We start from the raw sequence: 17,921 nt of genomic DNA, 5'->3' as shown, positions 1-17,921 counted from the left end.
GGTCGTCACGCCTCCGCTCGGTCGAGGGTGGAGATGAAGTCGATGGGCCGGGGCGAGGTGCCGTCCAGCGCGAGGTCGGCCGCGATGTCACCGAAGGCCGGCGAGAGCTTGAAGCCGTGGCCGGAGAACCCTGCGAGCAGCACCACGTTGTCGGCGCCGGGCAGCGGGCCGACCAGCGGGCGGCTGCTCTCGGTGTAGCCCTCCATGTAGACGGAGAGGCGGACCGGGTCCGGGCTCAGGTCCGGCATGTGACGCCTGATCAGCTCGGTGAAGATCTCCAGCTCGTCCGGCGCCACCGTCCGGTCCAGCCGGTTCGGGTCGCCGACGGGGCGGTGCAGGGCGCGGGACAGGCCGAGCTTGACCGAGACGCCGTCCGGGGAGGGCAGTCCGTAGCAGTGCGTGGGTGCGGTACGGATGAAGGCGGGGCGCTCCTCGCCGAACCAGGCGTCGGTGGTGGGCACGTACCAGGCACTGAGGAGGCGGCGGATGTCCACCTCCCACGGCAGCTCGGGGAGCAGGTCGTTGACCCACGGGCCGACGGTGACCACGGCCGTGTCGAAGTGCTCACTCCCGGCGTCCGTGCGGATCTCGACGCCGTTCGCGACGGGCACGATCTCGCGGACCGTGGTGTAGCGGTGGATGACCGCGCCCAGCTCCTCGGCGCGGCGGGCGGCGGTCTGGATCGTCAGTTCGGGACGGATGAAGCCGGCGCGGCGGTCGAGGACGGCGGCGTCGCCGTCCTCGATCCGGAACTGCGGGAAGCGCTTGGCGAGTTCCTGGACGTCGAGCACCTCGTGGTCCAGGCCGTGCTCGGCGATCGACTCCAGGACGGTGGCCATCTGGTGGTGCTCGGTCGGCCCCATCAGCAGACAGCCGGTCATACGGCGCAGCTCGCGGCCGGTCTCCTCCTGGAGCTGATCGAACAGGGCGTCGGAGTGCTGGAGCAGCGGGACGTACCGGGAGTCCTCGAAGTGGGCGCTGCGGAAGATGCGGGTCTCGCCGCCGGCCGCGCTGCGGTCGTGGCCCGGGGCGAAACGGTCGTAGCCGACGACCTCGGCACCACGGGCCGCCAGACGCCAGGCGGCCTGGCTGCCCATCGTTCCGACGCCGACGACGGCGACCCGCTTCCTGGCAGCTGACACAGGACTTTCCTTTCGTATCGTCGGGGCGCATGCTGAGCCCCGACGCGGGGCTGTTCGATTCGAGCGGGTTTGGACGGGTTCTTGGTCCTCAGGGAGGCCGCTGCTCACATCCGTCCGGGCCTCTGGACTCCGGCTCTCTTCTCAGGTTCTTCGCGATCCGTGCCACATTGTGGAACGCTGTGCTAGAATCTGGCACAGACAATGGCAGCGGCGCCAAGGGGAGTCAAGAGGGTGTCCGCAACAAGCGCCGAGGGTTAACAGGGGGAAATCGGATGGAAATGAAGAGCGTCACCCGGTCGCTGCGCATCCTGGAGGCGGTCGCACAGCATCAGCCGGTAACTGTCGGGGAGCTGACGAAGCTCTTCGGCCTGCCGAAGTCGACCGTGCAGCGCACCCTGGTCACGCTGAACGAGGCGGGCTGGCTACGGGCCAACCGCAGGGACACCACCCGCTGGGAGATCGGCGCGCGCGTCCTGGCCGTACGCCCGGCCGCCCTGCAGGGCTCCAGCCTGTTCGCCGCCGCCCGCGAGCCCATGGTGCATCTGCGGGACACGGTGAACGAGACCATCCACCTGTCGGTACCGGACGCCCTGCAGTGCATGGTCGTGGTGGACCGCGTCGACTGCGACCACCCCGTACGGACCTTCCACGCCATCGGCGACACCTCCCCCCTGCACGCCACCGCCACCGGACGCGCCGTCCTCGCCCACCTGCCGAAGCAGGATGTCGAGGAGCTCATCGCGCGGGGCCTGGAGCGCTACAGCGAGACGACACCCGCAGACCCCGAGGAACTGCGCACCGAGCTGCGCCGGATCCGCACCGACGGCTACGCGGTCAACCGCAACCAGTACCGGCCGGACGTCTGCGCCATCGCCGCGCCCATCCTCGACGAGGACGGCACACCGCTGGCCACCGTGGCCGTCTCCATGCCCGACTCCCGCTTCGATCCCGACCGGCTCGCCGAACTGGGGCGGCTGGTGACCGACACCGCGGCGGAGATCACCGCCCGGCACCTGGGCTGAGGGCCCCGGGCCGCAGTACCGGACAGCCGCGTTCTCGGCCGTGGAGCGACAGCACTCCGACCCGAACCGCCCTGTGACGCCTGAGCCCGCTTACGGACGCAGGCCCCGCCGCTTGTGTGCGATGCGCCCTCGTGCCTGCCTCGCCCGCGTGGTCCGCCGTCCAGCCGGACAGCACCGACCCGCCGGATCAGCCGCCTGGACCGCATCAGGCTGAGCGAGGGCAGGCTGACGCCCCGTGCCCGGCCAGAAGGACAGTGCGGCCGAGCACGGGGCGTTCCGCGCGGTGCTCGATGGGGCGTGTGTCAGGGCATGACCGCCGTCATCGCACGGGCACCGCGAGGTACTGGAACTCCAGGAACTCGTCGATCCCGACCCGGCCGCCCTCACGGCCGAGGCCGGACTGCTTGACGCCGCCGAAGGGCGCCGCCGGGTTGGAGACGAGGCCCGTGTTGAGGCCGACCATGCCGACCTCCAGGCGTTCGCTGACGCGCAGGGCGCGGTCCAGGCCCTCGGTGAAGACGTAGCCGACCAGGCCCCAGGGCGTGTCGTTGGCACGCCTCACGACCTCGTCCTCGTCGTCGAAGGTGAGGATCGCCGCGACGGGGCCGAAGATCTCCGTGTCCATCAGACGGCTCTCGGCGTCGACGTCGGCGAGGACGGTCGGCGGGTAGAAGCAGCCCGGCCCCTCGGGCGTACGGCCGCCGACGAGCACCCGGGCGCCGCGCTCCACCGCGTCGGCGACCAGCTCCTCCACCTTGGCACGGCCGGTCCTGTCGATCAGTGGGCCGACGTCGACGCCGTCCCGGGTGCCGGGACCCACCACGAGCGCGCCCATGCGTTCGGCCAGTCGGCGCCCGAACTCCTCGGCCACCGAGCTGTGGACGAAGAAGCGGTTCGCGGCCGTGCACGCCTCGCCCATGTTGCGCATCTTGGCGAGCATCGCGCCGTCCACGGCCGTGTCCAGATCGGCGTCCTCGAAGACGATGAACGGCGCGTTGCCGCCCAGCTCCATCGAGGTCCGTACGACCGCTTCCGCGCTCTGGGCCAGCAGCAGCCGTCCGACGGCCGTGGAGCCGGTGAAGGAGAGCTTGCGAATCCGCCCGCCGCGCAGGAGCGGTTCGCACACCTCCCCCGCACGGGAGGTGGTGACGACGTTCAGCACGCCGTCGGGCAGCCCGGCCTCCTTGAGGATCGCGGCGAGAGCCAGGCTGGAGAGCGGGGTCTGGGGGGCCGGCTTGAGGATCATCGTGCAGCCCGCCGCGATGGCGGGGCCGATCTTGCGGGTGCCCATGGCGAGGGGGAAGTTCCACGGGGTGATGAGGAGGCAGGGGCCGACCGGGCGGCGGGAGAGCAGCATGCGGTTGCGGCCGTCGGGCAGGACGCCCCCGCCGCCGTCGATCCGCACGGCCTCCTCCGAGAACCAGCGGAAGAACTCCGCCGCGTACGCCACCTCTCCCCTGGCCTCGGCGAGCGGCTTGCCCATCTCGGACGTCATCACGTGGGCGAGCTCGTCGGTGCGGTCGAGGATGATCTCGTAGGCGCGGCGCAGGATCTCGCTGCGGGCCCTCGGCGCCGTACGCGCCCACTCCTCCTGGGCCCGTACGGCCGCCTCCTCCGCGAGCCGGGCGTCCTTGGGGCCGGCGTCGGCGACGTGGGCGATGATCTCGCCGGTCGCCGGGTCGTCGACGGGCAGGGTGGCGCCGTCCGCGGCGTCCACCCAGGCGCCGCCGATGAACAACTGCGTGGGTGTGTCGGTCATGGTGTCTCTCCTGGTCGGTCGGCGGCGGGGTCGAGGAGTTCCGCGAGGTGCAGGGCGCGGACGTCCCGGTCTCCGGCGAGGTGGTCGATCTGGGTGGCGCAGCTGAAGCCGTCGGCCACGACGGCGGTCCGCGTGCCGTCCGGTGCCGTCTCGTCGATGCCGTCGAGGCGGGGTTTGAGGGCCAGGTCGGCGACGGCCACCGAGGTGTCGTAGTGCTGTTCCTCGAAGCCGAAGTTCCCGGCGAGTCCGCAGCAGCCCTCGGCCTCGTCGACCTTGCGGACACCGAGTCGGCGCAGCAGGTCTGCGGGGCGGCGACCCTTGAACGTGGCGTACTCGTGGCAGTGGGTCTGCAGGACGACGTTCTCGGGCAGCGGCGGCGGGGTCCAGCCCGGTTCGGCGAGGTCGGTGAGGGCGCCGGCGAAAGTGTGGACGCGGTCCGCGACGCGCCGGGCGGCGTCGGTGTCGAGGAGTTCGGGCACGTCCCGCTTCAACGCGGCGGCACAGCTGGGCTCGGCCACGATGATGGGCCGCTCGTCGCCGTTGTCCAGGTGGGCGACCGTACGGGCCATGATCCGCCGAGCCACCGACAGCTGGCCGGTGCTCACCCAGGTCAGACCGCAGCACAGGCCGTCCTCGGCGGTGCTGCGGATACCCGCGTCGGCGAGGACGCGACTGGCGGCGCCCGCCACGTGCGGGCGGAAGGCACGGGTGAAGCTGTCGACGAAGAGGACGGCCTTCGCCGGCCCGTTGGTCTTCGTCGCGCGCAGGACCCGGCGCAGACTGCGGCGGGAGGCGAACGCCGGGATCCGGCGCTTCGTGGTCACGCCCCCGAGGCGGGCGAGCAGCCTGCCGACCGGCCCGCGCAGCAGCAGGTTGAGCGGCCTGGCCGCGAAACCCGCGAGGGCGGAGGTCAGCGGCAGCCAGCCCAGTGAGTAGTGGGAGCGGGGTCTGACGCGCCCCTTGTAGTGGTGGTGCAGGAACTCGGCCTTGTACGTGGCCATGTCGACGCCGACCGGGCAGTCGCTGGAGCACGCCTTGCAGGACAGGCACAGGTCGAGGGCGTCCTTGACCTCGGTCGAGCGCCAGCCGTCCCTCACCGTCTCGCCGCGCACCATTTCCTGGAGCATGCGGGCCCGGCCCCGGGTGGAGTCGTTCTCCTCCCCCGTCGCCCGGTAGCTGGGACACATCACCCCGCCCGCGTCGCTGCGGCACCGGCCGACGCCGACACAGCGGCGGGCCGCGCCCGCGAAGCCGTCCTCGTCGTGCGGGAAGGCGAACGCCGTCGCGAGGGGCTGGATCTGGTGCAGTGCGAGGTCGGCGTCGAGCGGGGCGGGGGCGACGATGACGCCCGGGTTGAGCAGCCCGTCGGGGTCGAAGACCTCCTTGAAGGCGGCGAACGCCCGGATCATCCGGTGGCTGTACATGACCTCAAGGAGCTCACCGCGCGCCCGTCCGTCACCGTGCTCGCCGGACAGGGTGCCGCCGTGCGCGACGACCAGGGCGGCGGCCTCCTGGAGGAAGCGACGGGCCGCGTCACGGCCCTCGTCCGAGGCGAAGTCGAAGTCGATGCGTACGTGGACGCAGCCGGCCCCGAAGTGCCCGTACATCACGCCCGTGAGGTCGTGGGAAGCGAGCAGCTTGCGGAAATCCCGCAGGTAACCGGCGAGATCCTCGGGCGCGACCGCCGAGTCCTCCCAGCCGGGCCAGGACTCCCCGCCGTCGACGAGACGGGCGGCGAGCCCGGCCCCGTCCTCGCGGACCCGCCACAGCGAGCGCCGCTCGGCCGGGCTCGCCACGACCCGGCCGCCGGTCATCCGCCCCTGGGCCTTGAGCACGTCGAGCAGTTCGGCCGCCCGGGTGTCCACCGTCGCCTGGTCGTCGCCGTCGAGTTCGACGTAGAGCCAGGCGCGTCCCTCGGGCAGTCCGGTGACGGAGTCGGAGCCGCGGCGGGCGCGCATGGTGGCGACGATCGCCTCGTCCATGCCCTCCACGGCGGTGGGGTTCCAGCGCAGGATCTCCGGGATGTCCTCGGCGGCGGCGACCACGTCGTCGTAGCCGAGGGTGAGCAGTGCCGAAGCCTGTGCGGTCGCCACCAGACGGACCGTCGCGGCGGTGACGACCGCACAGGAGCCCTCGGTGCCCACCAGGGCGCGGGCCATGTCGAAGCCGCGCTCGGGCAGCAGGTGGTGCAGCTGGTAGCCGGAGACCTGGCGCGGGATCCGGCCCAGCTCGGTGCGGATCGGTGCGAGGTTGGCGTCGATCAGTCGTCGTACGTCCGCTTCGAGGCGGGCGACGTGCTCCGCGTCGGCCGGGTCCAGCGGGTGCAGCCCCGCGCGGTCGGCGACGGCCCGCACGCCGTCGGCCGTCACGATCTCCAGCGCCTCGATGTGGCCGCTGGTCCGCCCATGCCGTACCGACCGGTTGCCGCAGGCGTCGTTGCCGATCATCCCGCCGATGGTGCAGCGGCTGTGCGAGGACGGGTCCGGGCCGAAGGTGAGTCCGTGCGGTGCGGTCGCACCGCACAGCGCGTCCAGGACCACTCCGGCCTGGACCCGGGCGAGCCCGGCCGCCGGCTCGATGTCCATGATCCGGTTCATGTGCCGGGAGAAGTCCAGGACGACGCCCGGCCCGACCGCGTTGCCGGCCATGCTCGTCCCGCCGCCCCGCGCGGTGACCGGAACGCCCGTCTCCCGGCAGGCCCGCAGCACCGCGATCACGTCGCCGGTGGAGCGGGGGAACGCCACGGCCTGCGGAGGGATCCGGTAGTTGGAGGCGTCGTAGGCGTAGGGGCCGGTGCCCGGACCCGTCTCCACCCGCAGGCCCGGAGCGGACTCGGCGAGCCGGGCGGTCAGCCGCGCGAGGGCGTCGCTCATCGTGCCGATGCTCCTGAGGTTCCCGCCTCCACCGCGGTCGCCCACGCCTGGAGGCCCTCGTCCACCGCGGTCTCGTCGATGACGAGTGCCGGGATCATCCGCACGACCTGGTTCCATGCCCCGCACAGCAGCAGGAGCAGTCCCTCGTCGATGGCGGCGCGCTGGACGCGTGCCGCGGTCTCGGGGTCGGGGCTGCCGTCCTCGGTGACGAACTCGGTGGCCAGCATCAGCCCGAGGCCCCGCACATCGCCGATGCCCGGGGTCCGGTCGGCAACTGCCTCCAGGCCGTGGCGCAGCCGCGCGCCCATCGCATCGGCGTTCTCGACGAGCTTCTCGTCGCGTACGACGTCGAGGGTGGCGCAGGCCGCGGCGCAGGCGACGGCGTTGGCGCCGTACGTACCGCCCTGCGAGCCCGGCCACGCCTTCGCCATCAGCTCCTCGGAGGCCGCGATGCCGGACAGCGGGAAGCCGCTGGCCAGGCCCTTCGCGGTGACGAGGATGTCCGGGGTGACGCCGAAGTGGTCGTGGCCCCAGAAGCGGCCGGTGCGGCCGACGCCGGTCTGCACCTCGTCGAGGATCAGCAGGAAGCCGTGGCGGTCGGCCCGCTCCCGCAGCCCTTCCAGGAAGGCGCGGGTGGCGGGGACGTAACCGCCCTCGCCGAGCACCGGCTCGACGATGATGGCGGCTGTGTCGGCGGGCGAGGAGATCGTCTGGAGCGTGTAGTCCAGCTCCTTCAGGGCGAAGCGGGTGGCGGTCTCCTCGTCCCAGCCGTACCGGTAGGCCGTCGGGAACGGGGTGACGACCACGCCACTCATCAGCGGGGAGAACCCGGACCGGAAACGGGTACCGGAGGTGGTCATCGAGGCGGCGGCGACGGTACGGCCGTGGAAGCCGCCGTGGCAGACGATGACGTTGGGCCGGCCTGTGGCCTGGCGGGCCAGCCGCAGTGCGGACTCCACCGCCTCGCTGCCGGAGTTGGTGAAGAACAGACTGTCCAGACCGGCAGGCAGCACCTCGCCCAGCCTGTCGACGAGCTGCCGCAGCGGCTGGTGCATGACGGTCGTGTACTGGCCGTGGATCAGCGTGCCCACCTGTTCCTGGGCCGCCGCCACGACCTTGGGGTGGCAGTGCCCGGTGCTGGTGACACCGATACCGGCGGTGAAGTCGAGGTAGCGGCGGCCGTCCTCGTCGAAGAGGTGGACGCCCTCGCCCCGCACCGCCGTCACGGGTGTGGCCTGGCGAAGGTGCGGCGACAGTGCGGTCATGTTCGTCTCCCGGCGTGGGTCGTCGGACTCTTGCGGTCCATCGAGCATCTCCGCCGCCCCGCCCGGAGCCAACGCGCGATCTGTCCGCTGGGGACACGATGTTCGGACGTTGTGTCCAGCATGGGGCGGGAGCCAAGGGCCCCTCCGCCGTCCTGCACGCGATCGCCGACCACGTCGTCGACGACTACCTGAGCGTCACCGACGCCGTCCAGAACGACATCGACGCCGTCGAGACCGACGTCTTCTCCCCGCGCAGCGCCCGCAGTGCCGACGCCGGCCGCATCTACCAGCTCAAACGCGAACTCCTCGAACTCAAGCGGGCCGCGGTCCCCCTCGCCCGCCCCCTGTCCTGGCTCGCCACCGAACCCTGCCCCGCCGTGGACCCCGGGATACGGGCCTACTTCCGGGACGTCGCCGACCACCTCGCCCGCGTCACCGAACAGATCAACGCCTTCGACGGCCTGCTCGACTCCATCCTCCAGGCCCACCTCGCCCAGGTGACCGTCGCCCAGAACGAGGAGATGCGGAAGATCACCGCCTGGGCCGCCATCATCGCCGTACCCACCATGGTCTGCGGTGTCTACGGCATGAACTTCGACCACATGCCCGAACTGCCCTGGCGCTTCGGCTACCCGATGGTCCTGGCGGTGATCGCGACCGCCTGTTTCGTCATCCATCGCGGTTTCAAGCGCAACGGGTGGCTCTGACAGGCGGTGCGAGAAGCCCCGCGTCCCGTGCATCCGGACGGGTTCTACTTCGGGTCGCGGTCGAACAGGGACTTGGACCAGAGGTAGCCGAGTGCTGCCAGGCCCAGGCACCAGGCGACGGCGAGCCAGCCGTTGTGGCCGATCTCCGTGCCGAGGAGCAGTCCTCGCAGCGTCTCGATGGCCGGCGTGAAGGGCTGGTACTCGGCGATCGGCTGGAACCAGCCCGGCATCGCGTCGACCGGGACGAAGGCGCTGGAGAGGAGGGGCAGGATCATCAGGGGCATGGCGTTGTTGCTGGCCGCCTCGGCGTTCGGGCTGGACAGGCCCATCCCCACCGCGATCCAGGTGAGTGCCAGCGACATGAGGACGACCAGGCCGAAGGCCAGGATCCACTCCAGCGCGGTGGCGTCCGTGGAGCGGAAGCCGATGGCCACGGCGACGGCGCCGACGAGGGCCACGCTCATCGCGCACTGGATCACACTGCCGACGACGTGCCCGACGAGGACCGAGCCGCGGTGGATGGCCATCGTGCGGAAGCGGGCGATGATGCCCTCGTTCATGTCCATGGAGACGGAGACCGCGCTGCCGATCGTGGTGCCGCCGATGGTCAGCATCAGGATCCCGGGGAAGAGATACGCGAGGTATGCGGACCGGTCCCCTCCGCCGTCTCCGATGCCGGCGCTCATGGTGTCGCCGAAGATGTAGACGAAGAGCAGGAGCAGCACGATCGGGCTGAGCAGCAGGTTCAGGGTGAGGGACGGGTAGCGGCGCACATGCAGGAGGTTGCGGCGCAGCATGGTGGACGAGTCGCGCAGGGCGGGTGCGAGGGTGCTCATCGGACGGTCTCCTTGGGCTCGTCGGTGACGTCGCGGTCGCCGGTCAGGGCGAAGAACACGTCGTCCAGGTCGGGGGTGTGCACGGTCAGCTCGTCCGCCTCGATGCCCAGGGAGTCCAGCCAGTCGAGGATCGAGCGCAGTTCGCGCTGGCTGCCGTCGCTGGGGATCTGGAGGGCGAGGGACTCGTCGTCCCGGGCCACCTCGTGCAGGGCTTCGGCAGCGCTCCGGTAGGCGGCCGGGTCGTCGAAACGCAGGCGTACGTGCCCGCCGGGGACGATCCGCTTGAGCTCCTCCGCGCTGCCCTCGGCGACGATCCTGCCGTCGTTCAACACCGCGATGCGGTCGGCGAGTTCGTCGGCCTCCTCCAGGTACTGCGTGGTGAGGAAGACCGTGACGCCGTCGGAGACCAGCTCCCGGATGATGCCCCACATGTTGTGGCGGGAGCGGGGGTCGAGTCCGGTCGTCGGTTCGTCGAGGAAGATGATCCGCGGGCTGCCGACCAGGGTCATGGCGATGTCGAGCCGGCGCTTCATACCGCCGGAGTAGGTGGAGGCGGGCTTCTTCGCCGCCTCGGTGAGGTCGAAGCGCTCCAGCAGCTCGGCGGCGACCTGTCGCCCCTCGCTCTTGGAGAGGTGGTGCAGGTCCGCCATCAGGAGCATGTTCTCCTCGCCGGTGATCAGCCCGTCCACGGCGGAGAACTGGCCGGTGACACCGATCGAGGCCCGTACCGCCTGGGCCTCGGCGGTGAGGTCGTGGCCGCCGACCTTCGCCTGTCCGGCGTCGGCGGAGATCAGGGTGGAGAGGATCTTCACGGTGGTGGTCTTGCCGGCGCCGTTCGGGCCCAGCAGGGCGAACACCGACCCGGCCGGGATGTGCAGATCGATGCCGTCGAGGACGGTCTTGTCGCCGTACGACTTGCGCAGGCCGGTGGTGGAGACGGCGGTCGGGGAGCCGCCCCTGCTGGATGTGGACATGACAGAAGAAGGCATGAGGCCCTCCCGTTCGAAGGCTGAAGTGGGTGGGGGTGGAATCGGTTGAGGCGGGGACGCTCAGCCCAGACTTTGGCTCAGGGCTCTGACTCAGGCTTTGGCGCGGAAGACGTCGACGTTGCCCCAGTTGGTCCGCGCGCGGACCCTGACCGTGTCCTCGGACTGCTCGGGGGCCTCGGAGGCGGTGAGCGTGTTGCGTACCAGCCCGCGGTTGGAGCTGACGTCGAGCCAGGCGGCGGTGCCCTCGCGGACGCCGATCTCGATGGAGCCGTTGGAGGTCTCCAACTGGACGTCTCCGCGGGCGACTTCGGCGACACGCAGGACGCCGTTGGTGGCGGTGCCGGTGACCGACGACTCGGCGCACGCGATGTCGATGGCGCCGTTGGCGCCGCTCACCCGCAGTTCACCGGACACGGCGCCCACCGTCGTGTTGCCGTTCGAGTTCTTCAGGACGGCAGGGCCGTCGACGGTGCCGACGCGCAGGTTGCCGGAGCTGGTGGTGATCTCGGCCTTGCCTTCGATCCGGTCGACGACGATCGAGCCGTGGGAGGCGGTGAGCTGGACGGGTCCGGTGGTGTCGAGGCGGACGTCACCGACCGAGGTCTTCACCCGGACCTCGCCGAGCTCGCCCTCGCCGAGCACCTGGGCCCAGGCGCCGGTCACCTCGACGCGTGACCCTGTGGGCAGTTCGACCGTCACGTCGGCGACACCGGAGGGACCGATCATGCGGCGCTCCTTGGTCCTGACGGTCAGGACGCCGCTCGCGTAGCTGACCTCGGTCTGCTCGGCGGCCCGTACGTCCTTGTCCCTGTCCGGGTCGCGGGGCAGCACCTCGACGACGGTGTCGAGACGGTCGCCCGCGGTGAGGCGGAGGGAACCGGCGGCCACGTGGGCGTTGACCGAGATCGGTTCGGGCGTGTCGAAAGCAGGCATGGCTGTCCCGTCCTCTTGAGTCCTTGGGGCGTCCCCGCTGGTGGGACGTGGTGTGAGTGGAGCGCCTTTCCGTGCGGGCGGATGCGGCTAGCGCACCCAGCCCGTGAAGCTCTGTCCGACGTTCTGGACCTTGCCCGGCGTACGCGGCCGGGTTCCGCCGCCGACCGCGGCGCCCACGGCACGCACCAGCCACGCGTTGACCGACAGGCCCTCGCGGCTCGCGGCTTCCTCCGCGCGCGTCTTGAGGTGAGCAGGCAGCCGGAGGTTGACGCGAGCGGTGCCGCCTTCTTCGCCGTCGGCCGGGTCCTTGAACGGTTCGAGGGGTGCGGTCGGCTCGGCGGGGGCGTCGCCCTCGGTGGGCGGCAGCGTCACCACGAAATCGGGGTCGAGTCCGCGCAGCCGTACGTCGACCGAGCCGGGGGCGAGTTCGCGGGTGATCTCGTCCATCGCGGCGGAGAGCACGTTGAGCATGACCAGCCGGGTCGCCGACTCCAGGGGCGCGGTCAGCCTCTCGGCCAGTTCACGGGCTTCGTCGCCTCCGGCTTCGGCAGCCACCGCGAGTTCGCGGCGGAGGTTGTCGACATACGGGGTGAGGTCCATGGCGTCATAATGGCACCACTATGGCGCCGCACACAACCCCAAAGAGTCACCTGTAGCAACAGAATCCATATCACCTGCGGAAAGCGGTGAAGACAGGTCTGGCACCACGTGGCGCCGGTTGACGCCACGTGGTGCCAGACGCTGCGCTTCAGTGAGCCATCAAGCGAGCCTCGCGGATGCAGCGGTCGAGGATGTCGATCGCGGTGTCGACGTCCTTGTCGGTGTGGTCCGCCATGGCCTGCATACGGAAGCGGGACGCGTCCGAAGCGACGGCGGGCTGTTCCACGAGGTGGGCGACGAGGCCGGCGCGGGCGATGAGGCCGGAGGCGGTGCGACCCGTGGGGGTGTTGCCGATGAGGACCGGGACGACCGGGCAGACGACGTCGCCCATGACCTCCAGACCGCGTGCCGTGAGGCCCTCGCGCAGCCGGGTGGCGACGGCGGCGACCGCCGCGCGGCGCCGGGCGCCCTCCGGCGAGGAGACGACACCGAGGGCCGCGAGCGCGACGGCGCTCTGTACGGGGGTGATGGCACTGGAGAAGGTCTGCGGGCCGCCGAACATCCGCACGTACTCGCGTGCGGAGGCGGACGGGGTGGCCAGGAAGCCGCCGGTGGTGGCGAAGGTCTTGGAGAACGCGCCGACGACGAAGTCGACCTGGCCGAGGATGCCGTGCACCTCCGGCTGACCGCCGCCGTGTTCGCCCATGGCGCCGAAGTCGTGGGCGACGTCGACCATGAGCTGGGCACCGAACTCCCGGCAGATGATGAGGAGTTCGGCCAGCTGCGGGGTGTCGGAGTCCATGGAGAAGACGCCCTCGGTGACGACGAGGACGGCGTTCTTGGTGTCGGTGGCGCGGATGCCGGCGAGATGGCGGCGGACAGCGTCGTTGTCGAGGTGGCGGAAGAACTCGACCGTGGCGCCACTGGCCGCGGCGCCCTGACGCAGTGAGTCGTGGGAGAGCTTGTCGAGGAGGATGTGGTCGCGGCGGTGCATCAGCGCCCGTGTGGTGCCGAAGCCGGAGGCCCAGCCGGTCGGGAAGAGCATGACGTGCTCGGTGCGCAGCGCCTCGGCGAGGCTGGCCTCCAGGGCCTTGCTGAGCGGGGTGGCACCGCCCAGGGCGGGGGATCCGGCGGTGAGCGGGCCGTAGTCGCGCAGGGCCTGGTGGGCGGCGTCGAGGACGGCGGGGTGCCTCGTCAAGGAGAGGTAGTCCTGGCCGCCGAAATTGGGGCCCTGGGTGATCACGCCGTTGTCCGCGACGACGGTGGCGCGGGGGGTGAGGGCGGAGGTCTCGTAGCGGCGGAAGTACGGCCACAGGTCCGCCTGTTCACGGTCGCGCTGCCAGGCGAGGTAGGCGTCGTTTCGGGTGGTCAGATCCGGCCCTGACACCGTGCGGAACCGCATGATGTCCTTCTCCCGGGCGTCCGTCCGCCGGTCGTCGAGCCGCCCGGCCTCGGGGGTGGCGGCGGGCACGGTCGTCGTCATGGTCGTCGTTCTCCTCGGAGCGAGCACACACGGCACTCGCGGTGTGGGGGCGCCCGGTCAGGGGCTGTATGACGACGCTACGGGCGGAATGTACATCGACTTCCTTTTGCATACGGTTTGTTGATCCTGCACGCGCCATCTCTAACGCCCTGCTGACGTGCGCGGCGCACGTGGGTCCGCCTGCTCGGGTCGGCGCTGGGGTGCCGTCCGCAGGACCAGCACCATGGTGAGGCCGCCTCCCGGTGTGTCCTCGGCGTGGATCGTGCCGCCCACGGCTTCGGCGAAACCTCGGGCGACCGCGAGTCCGAGGCCGACGCCGGCGCCGCGCGGGGAGTCGCCGTAGCGCTGGAAGGGCTCGAAGATGCGGTCCTTGGCCTCGTCGGGGACGCCGGGGCCGCGGTCGACGACCCGGACCTCGACGCGGTCGGCGATGGCGCTGGCGGCCACCAGGACCTTCTCGTCCGGCGGGCTGTACTTGACGGCGTTCTCCACGATGTTGGCGACGGCCCGCTCCAGCAGGCCCCGGTCGACGTCGACCATCGGCAGGGTCTCGGGGATGTCGAGGTCGACGCTGTCCTCGGGGACGCCGCCGAGCGCCATCGGGATCACCTCGTCGAGGTCGGTCTCGCGGATGATCGGGGTGACCGTGCCCGTCTGCAGGCGGGACATGTCGAGGAGGTTGCCGACGAGGTGGTCCAGGCGGTCGGCGCCCTCCTCGATGGCCTCGAGGAGTTCCGCCCGGTCCTCGTCCGACCACTCGACGTCGTCGGAGCGCAGGGAGGTCACCGCGGCCTTGATGCCTGCGAGCGGGGTGCGCAGGTCGTGGCTGACGGCGGCCAGCAGCGCGGTGCGGATGCGGTTGCCCTCGGCGAGCGCGCGGGACCGGTCGGCCTCCTCCTGGAGGCGCCGGCGGTCCAGGACCACGACGGCCTGCGCGGCGAAGGCCGCGAGCACCCGGCGGTCCTCGGCCGGCAGCACCCGTCCTGTCAGCGCGAGCGCCATGTGGTCGCCGACCGGTACGTCGACGTCCGCGTCGTCCGGAACCGTGCAGGGATGCACGCCCACGCTCCCCGCGCAGGTCCAGGGCTGGACCTCGCTCTCACGTTCCAGCAGCGCCACGGACTCCATGCCGAAGGTCTCGCGGACCCGTTCCAGGAGCTCCTCCAGACCCGTCTCGCCGCGCAGGACGTTGCCCGCCAGGAAGGAGAGGATCTCCGACTCGGCGCGCAGCCGGGCTGCCTGGTGGGTGCGGCGGGCGGCGAGGTCGACGACGGAGGCGACGGACACGGCGACACCGACGAAGATCGCGATGGCGACGATGTTCTTGGGATCGTCGATGGTGAAGGTGTGGACGGGCGGGGTGAAGTACCAGTTCAGGAGCAGGGAGCCGGCCGCCGCCGAGGCCAGGGCGGGGAAGAGACCGCCGAGGAGTGCGGCCGCCACCGTCAGCGTCAGGTACAGCAGCATGTCGTTGGCGAGTCCGACGTTCGGGGACACGCTGCTCAGCAGCCAGGTCAGCAGCACGGGGCCGCCGAGGCCGACCAGCCAACCCCACATCACGCGGGAACGGCCCAGCCGCGCACCCCGGTTGACCGGGAGTCCGCGTCCCTTGCCGGCCTCGTCGTGGGTGATCAGGTGGACGTCGAGGTCGGGGCCGGAGTCCCGGGCGACCGTGGCGCCGACGCCGGGGCCGTAGACGTACTGCCAGCTCCTGCGGCGGGAGACGCCGAGCACGATCTGGGTGGCGTTGACCCCGCGAGAGAAGTCGAGCAGGGCGACCGGTATGTCGTCGCCGACGACGTGGTGGAAGGTCCCGCCGAGGTCCTCGACGAGGGTGCGCTGGACGGCCAGTTCCTTCGGGGAGGCGGCGGTGAGGCCGTCGCTGCCGGCGATGTACACGGCGAGCACCTCACCGCCGGCGCCCTTCTCCGCGAGCCGGGCGGCCCGTCGTATCAGCGTCCGTCCTTCCGGACCCCCGGTGAGCCCGACGACGATCCGCTCCCGTGAGCCCCAGATGGTGGAGACCTGGTGCTCGCTGCGGTACTCGGTGAGATAGGCGTCGACTCGGTCCGCCACCCACAGCAGCGCCAACTCCCGCAGAGCGGTGAGGTTTCCGGGGCGGAAGTAGTTGGAGAGCGCCGCGTCGACCTTGTCGGACTTGTAGATGTTGCCGTGCGCCATACGGCGGCGCAGGGCCTGCGGGGACATGTCGACCAGCTCGATCTGGTCGGCACGGCGTACGACCTCGTCGGGCACGGTCTCGCGCTGCCGTACCCCGGTGATCGACTCGACGACGTCCCCCAGGGACTCCAGGTGCTGGATGTTGACGGTGGAGACGACGTCGATCCCGGCGGCCAGCAGTTCCTCCACGTCCTGCCAGCGCTTGGTGTTACGGGAGCCGGGGACGTTGGTGTGGGCGAGCTCGTCGACGAGCGCCACGTCGGGGCGGCGAGCCAGGACCGCGTCCACGTCCATCTCCGTGAACACCGAGTCCCGGTACTCGATCTCCCGGCGCGGGATCTCCTCCAGGCCGTGCAGCATCACCTCGGTGCGCGGCCGACGGTGGTGTTCCACGAAGGCGACCACGCAGTCGGTGCCCCGCTCCACCCGGCGGTGCGCCTCGGACAGCATCGCGTACGTCTTGCCGACGCCGGGAGCCGCGCCAAGGTACATGCGGAGCTTGCCGCGTGCCATGTTCACCCTTCGAAGCGGTAGCCCATGCCGGGCTCGGTGATGAGATAGCGGGGGTGGGCGGGATCCGTCTCCAGCTTGCGGCGGAGCTGGGCCATGTAGACACGCAGGTAGTTGGTCTTGTTGCTCTGGGAGACGCCCCAGACCTCCTGGAGCAGGTGCCTCTGGGTGATCAGCCGTCCCGGGCTGGTGACCAGGATCTCCAGCAGATGCCATTCGGTCGGGGTGAGGCGTACGTCGCGGCCGCCCCGTACGGCCCTCTTGGCCAGCAGGTCGATGGTGAAGTCCGCCGTCTCGACGAGCGTCGTCCCGGAGGCGAGCGGCACGTTCTCCGTGCGCCGTACGGCGGCCCGCAGCCGGGCGAGCAGTTCGTCCATGCTGAACGGCTTGGTGACGTAGTCGTCGGCGCCGGCGTCCAGCGCGGCGACCTTCTCGTCGGACCCCTGGCGGGCGGACAGCACCAGGATCGGCACGCGGGTCCAGCCGCGCAGGCCCTTGATGACGTCGACGCCGTCCATGTCGGGCAGACCCAGGTCGAGCATGACGACATCGGGTTGCCGGGCGGCCGCGAGCCGCAGCGCGGTGGCGCCGTCGGGGGCCGCGTCGACCCCGTACTGGCGTGCCTGGAGATTGATGATGAGGGCCCGTACGAGCTGCGGGTCGTCCTCCACCACCAGCACCCGTGTCATCGGCGTGCGCCTTCCTGTCGTACGTCGTGGGGACGTACCCGCTTCATGACTGCCGGAGTCGGCGGACCCGGTCGTCCCGGGCCGCCGACTCCCCTGTGGGTCGGATAACGCCATCAGCTCTTCGCCGCGAGGGCCTTGAGCGCGATGTTGAGCTCCAGGACGTTCACGCGGGGCTCGCCGATGAATCCGAGTGTGCGGCCCTCGGTGTGGTCCCTCACGAGCTTCTCGACCTGGGCGACCGACAGACCGTTCCGCTCGGCGACCCGGTGGACCTGGAGGTCGGCGTAGGCCGGGGAGATGTCGGGGTCCAGGCCGGAGCCGGAGGAGGTGACCGCGTCCGCCGGCACTTCGGAGGGCTTGACCGTGTAGCCGGCGGTCGAGTTGTCCTTGACGACCTTGGCCTTCGCCTCCTTCACCCACTTGATGAGCTCGGGGTTGTCGCCGGAGCGGTTGGTGGCACCGGAAAGGATCAGCTTGTACCGGGTGTTGACGGAGTTCTCGCCGAGCCCGTTGGCGAGCCGGGACTGGAAGTAGTCCAGGCTGTAGCCCTGTTGGCCGATCAGCGAGGACCCGACCACCTTCCCGTCCGCCCTGACCTCGGAGCCGTTCGCCTTGTCGTGGAACAGGGCCTGCGCCACACCGGTGACGGCCAGCGGGTAGATGACGCCGGTCACCAGGGTCAGCACCAGCAGGGCCCGCAGCCCCGCCCACAGCAACCGGCCTGTGTTCGATACGGAGTTGTTCATGGCGTTCAGCACGCTTTCGAAAAGTTACAGCCCGGGGATGAGGGAGATGAGCAGGTCGATGAGCTTGATGCCGACGAAGGGGGCGACCAGGCCGCCGATGCCGTAGATGGTGAGGTTCCGGCGCAGCATCTTGTCGGCGCTGACCGGCCGGTACTGCACGCCCCGCAGCGAGAGCGGCACCAGCGC

The 17,921-nt window shown here is 71.0% G+C and carries 14 protein-coding genes; 2 read left to right on the top strand and 12 right to left on the bottom strand.

Annotated elements, in window-relative coordinates; translation table 11 throughout:
• Positions 1-5: 5 nt before the first annotated feature.
• Positions 6-1,142 (bottom strand): N-methyl-L-tryptophan oxidase, encoded by a 1,137-nt coding sequence (gene solA / locus AB0D34_RS29965; RefSeq protein ID WP_362666869.1) that lies wholly within the window; start codon positions 1,140-1,142, stop codon positions 6-8.
• Positions 1,143-1,420: 278 nt separating this feature from the next.
• Here solA and AB0D34_RS29960 point away from each other — a divergent pair, with 278 nt between their 5' ends.
• Complete coding sequence (locus AB0D34_RS29960; protein WP_362667364.1) at positions 1,421-2,164, top strand: IclR family transcriptional regulator; 744 nt, start codon at positions 1,421-1,423, stop codon at positions 2,162-2,164.
• A 319-nt stretch (positions 2,165-2,483) separates the two neighbouring features.
• Here the strand turns inward: AB0D34_RS29960 and AB0D34_RS29955 are convergent, their stop codons facing one another.
• From AB0D34_RS29955 to AB0D34_RS29945, 3 genes are read right to left on the bottom strand one after another with little or no spacing between them, the layout of a single operon-like run.
• The gene (locus AB0D34_RS29955; protein ID WP_362666866.1) at positions 2,484-3,923 is read right to left on the bottom strand and encodes an NAD-dependent succinate-semialdehyde dehydrogenase; all 1,440 of its coding nucleotides are present in this window, start codon (positions 3,921-3,923) and stop codon (positions 2,484-2,486) included.
• Positions 3,920-6,796 (bottom strand): FAD-binding and (Fe-S)-binding domain-containing protein, encoded by a 2,877-nt coding sequence (locus AB0D34_RS29950; protein WP_362666863.1) that lies wholly within the window; start codon positions 6,794-6,796, stop codon positions 3,920-3,922. The genes AB0D34_RS29955 and AB0D34_RS29950 overlap by 4 nt, the downstream gene beginning before the upstream one ends.
• Positions 6,793-8,061, bottom strand: coding sequence for an aminotransferase class III-fold pyridoxal phosphate-dependent enzyme (locus AB0D34_RS29945; protein ID WP_362666860.1), 1,269 nt, complete (start codon positions 8,059-8,061; stop codon positions 6,793-6,795). The genes AB0D34_RS29950 and AB0D34_RS29945 overlap by 4 nt, the downstream gene beginning before the upstream one ends.
• Before the next feature lie 80 nt (positions 8,062-8,141).
• On the opposite strand from AB0D34_RS29945, the gene AB0D34_RS29940 reads away from it, so the two are divergent.
• Complete coding sequence (locus tag AB0D34_RS29940) at positions 8,142-8,768, top strand: magnesium and cobalt transport protein CorA (RefSeq protein WP_362667362.1); 627 nt, start codon at positions 8,142-8,144, stop codon at positions 8,766-8,768.
• A 44-nt stretch (positions 8,769-8,812) separates the two neighbouring features.
• Here the strand turns inward: AB0D34_RS29940 and AB0D34_RS29935 are convergent, their stop codons facing one another.
• The 8 genes from AB0D34_RS29935 to AB0D34_RS29900 form a co-directional block, all read right to left on the bottom strand.
• Positions 8,813-9,604, bottom strand: coding sequence for an ABC transporter permease (locus AB0D34_RS29935; RefSeq protein ID WP_362666857.1), 792 nt, complete (start codon positions 9,602-9,604; stop codon positions 8,813-8,815).
• A complete protein-coding gene (locus AB0D34_RS29930; protein WP_362666854.1) occupies positions 9,601-10,593 on the bottom strand; it encodes an ATP-binding cassette domain-containing protein in 993 nt (330 codons plus the stop codon). Before AB0D34_RS29930 ends, AB0D34_RS29935 begins: the two co-directional genes overlap by 4 nt.
• A 90-nt stretch (positions 10,594-10,683) precedes the next feature.
• Positions 10,684-11,526: a DUF4097 family beta strand repeat-containing protein gene (locus tag AB0D34_RS29925; protein WP_362666851.1), complete on the bottom strand. Its 843-nt coding sequence runs from the start codon at positions 11,524-11,526 to the stop codon at positions 10,684-10,686.
• Between the two features lie 87 nt (positions 11,527-11,613).
• Complete coding sequence (locus tag AB0D34_RS29920) at positions 11,614-12,126, bottom strand: hypothetical protein (RefSeq protein WP_362666849.1); 513 nt, start codon at positions 12,124-12,126, stop codon at positions 11,614-11,616.
• A 148-nt stretch (positions 12,127-12,274) separates the two neighbouring features.
• Positions 12,275-13,609: an aminotransferase class I/II-fold pyridoxal phosphate-dependent enzyme gene (locus tag AB0D34_RS29915; RefSeq protein ID WP_362666846.1), complete on the bottom strand. Its 1,335-nt coding sequence runs from the start codon at positions 13,607-13,609 to the stop codon at positions 12,275-12,277.
• Positions 13,610-13,750: 141 nt separating this feature from the next.
• Positions 13,751-16,303: a DUF4118 domain-containing protein gene (locus tag AB0D34_RS29910; protein ID WP_362666844.1), complete on the bottom strand. Its 2,553-nt coding sequence runs from the start codon at positions 16,301-16,303 to the stop codon at positions 13,751-13,753.
• Between the two features lie 2 nt (positions 16,304-16,305).
• Entirely contained in the window at positions 16,306-16,989 is a 684-nt protein-coding gene (locus AB0D34_RS29905) for a response regulator (protein WP_362666841.1), read from the bottom strand.
• 113 nt (positions 16,990-17,102) lie between these two features.
• Entirely contained in the window at positions 17,103-17,735 is a 633-nt protein-coding gene (locus AB0D34_RS29900; protein WP_362666839.1) for a potassium-transporting ATPase subunit C, read from the bottom strand.
• Positions 17,736-17,921: the final 186 nt, after the last annotated feature.

It is taken from the genome of Streptomyces sp. NPDC048420, assembly GCF_040651535.1.
Lineage (GTDB): Bacteria > Actinomycetota > Actinomycetes > Streptomycetales > Streptomycetaceae > Streptomyces.
Note: the sequence above shows the minus strand (reverse complement) of the source record. Positions and strands in the feature narration are given on the sequence as shown.

Bases quoted from the DNA above. Each gene is read 5' to 3' on its own strand.
- AB0D34_RS29935 (WP_362666857.1), bottom strand. From the start codon at position 9,604: ATGAGCACCCTCGCACCCGCCCTGCGCGACTCGTCCACCATGCTGCGC.
- AB0D34_RS29915 (WP_362666846.1), bottom strand. From the start codon at position 13,609: ATGACGACGACCGTGCCCGCCGCCACCCCCGAGGCCGGGCGGCTCGAC.
- AB0D34_RS29950 (WP_362666863.1), bottom strand. From the start codon at position 6,796: ATGAGCGACGCCCTCGCGCGGCTGACCGCCCGGCTCGCCGAGTCCGCT.
- AB0D34_RS29905 (WP_362666841.1), bottom strand. From the start codon at position 16,989: ATGACACGGGTGCTGGTGGTGGAGGACGACCCGCAGCTCGTACGGGCC.
- AB0D34_RS29910 (WP_362666844.1), bottom strand. From the start codon at position 16,303: ATGGCACGCGGCAAGCTCCGCATGTACCTTGGCGCGGCTCCCGGCGTC.
- AB0D34_RS29955 (WP_362666866.1), bottom strand. From the start codon at position 3,923: ATGACCGACACACCCACGCAGTTGTTCATCGGCGGCGCCTGGGTGGAC.
- AB0D34_RS29930 (WP_362666854.1), bottom strand. From the start codon at position 10,593: ATGCCTTCTTCTGTCATGTCCACATCCAGCAGGGGCGGCTCCCCGACC.
- AB0D34_RS29945 (WP_362666860.1), bottom strand. From the start codon at position 8,061: ATGACCGCACTGTCGCCGCACCTTCGCCAGGCCACACCCGTGACGGCG.
- AB0D34_RS29900 (WP_362666839.1), bottom strand. From the start codon at position 17,735: ATGAACAACTCCGTATCGAACACAGGCCGGTTGCTGTGGGCGGGGCTG.
- AB0D34_RS29960 (WP_362667364.1), top strand. From the start codon at position 1,421: ATGAAGAGCGTCACCCGGTCGCTGCGCATCCTGGAGGCGGTCGCACAG.
- AB0D34_RS29920 (WP_362666849.1), bottom strand. From the start codon at position 12,126: ATGGACCTCACCCCGTATGTCGACAACCTCCGCCGCGAACTCGCGGTG.
- AB0D34_RS29925 (WP_362666851.1), bottom strand. From the start codon at position 11,526: ATGCCTGCTTTCGACACGCCCGAACCGATCTCGGTCAACGCCCACGTG.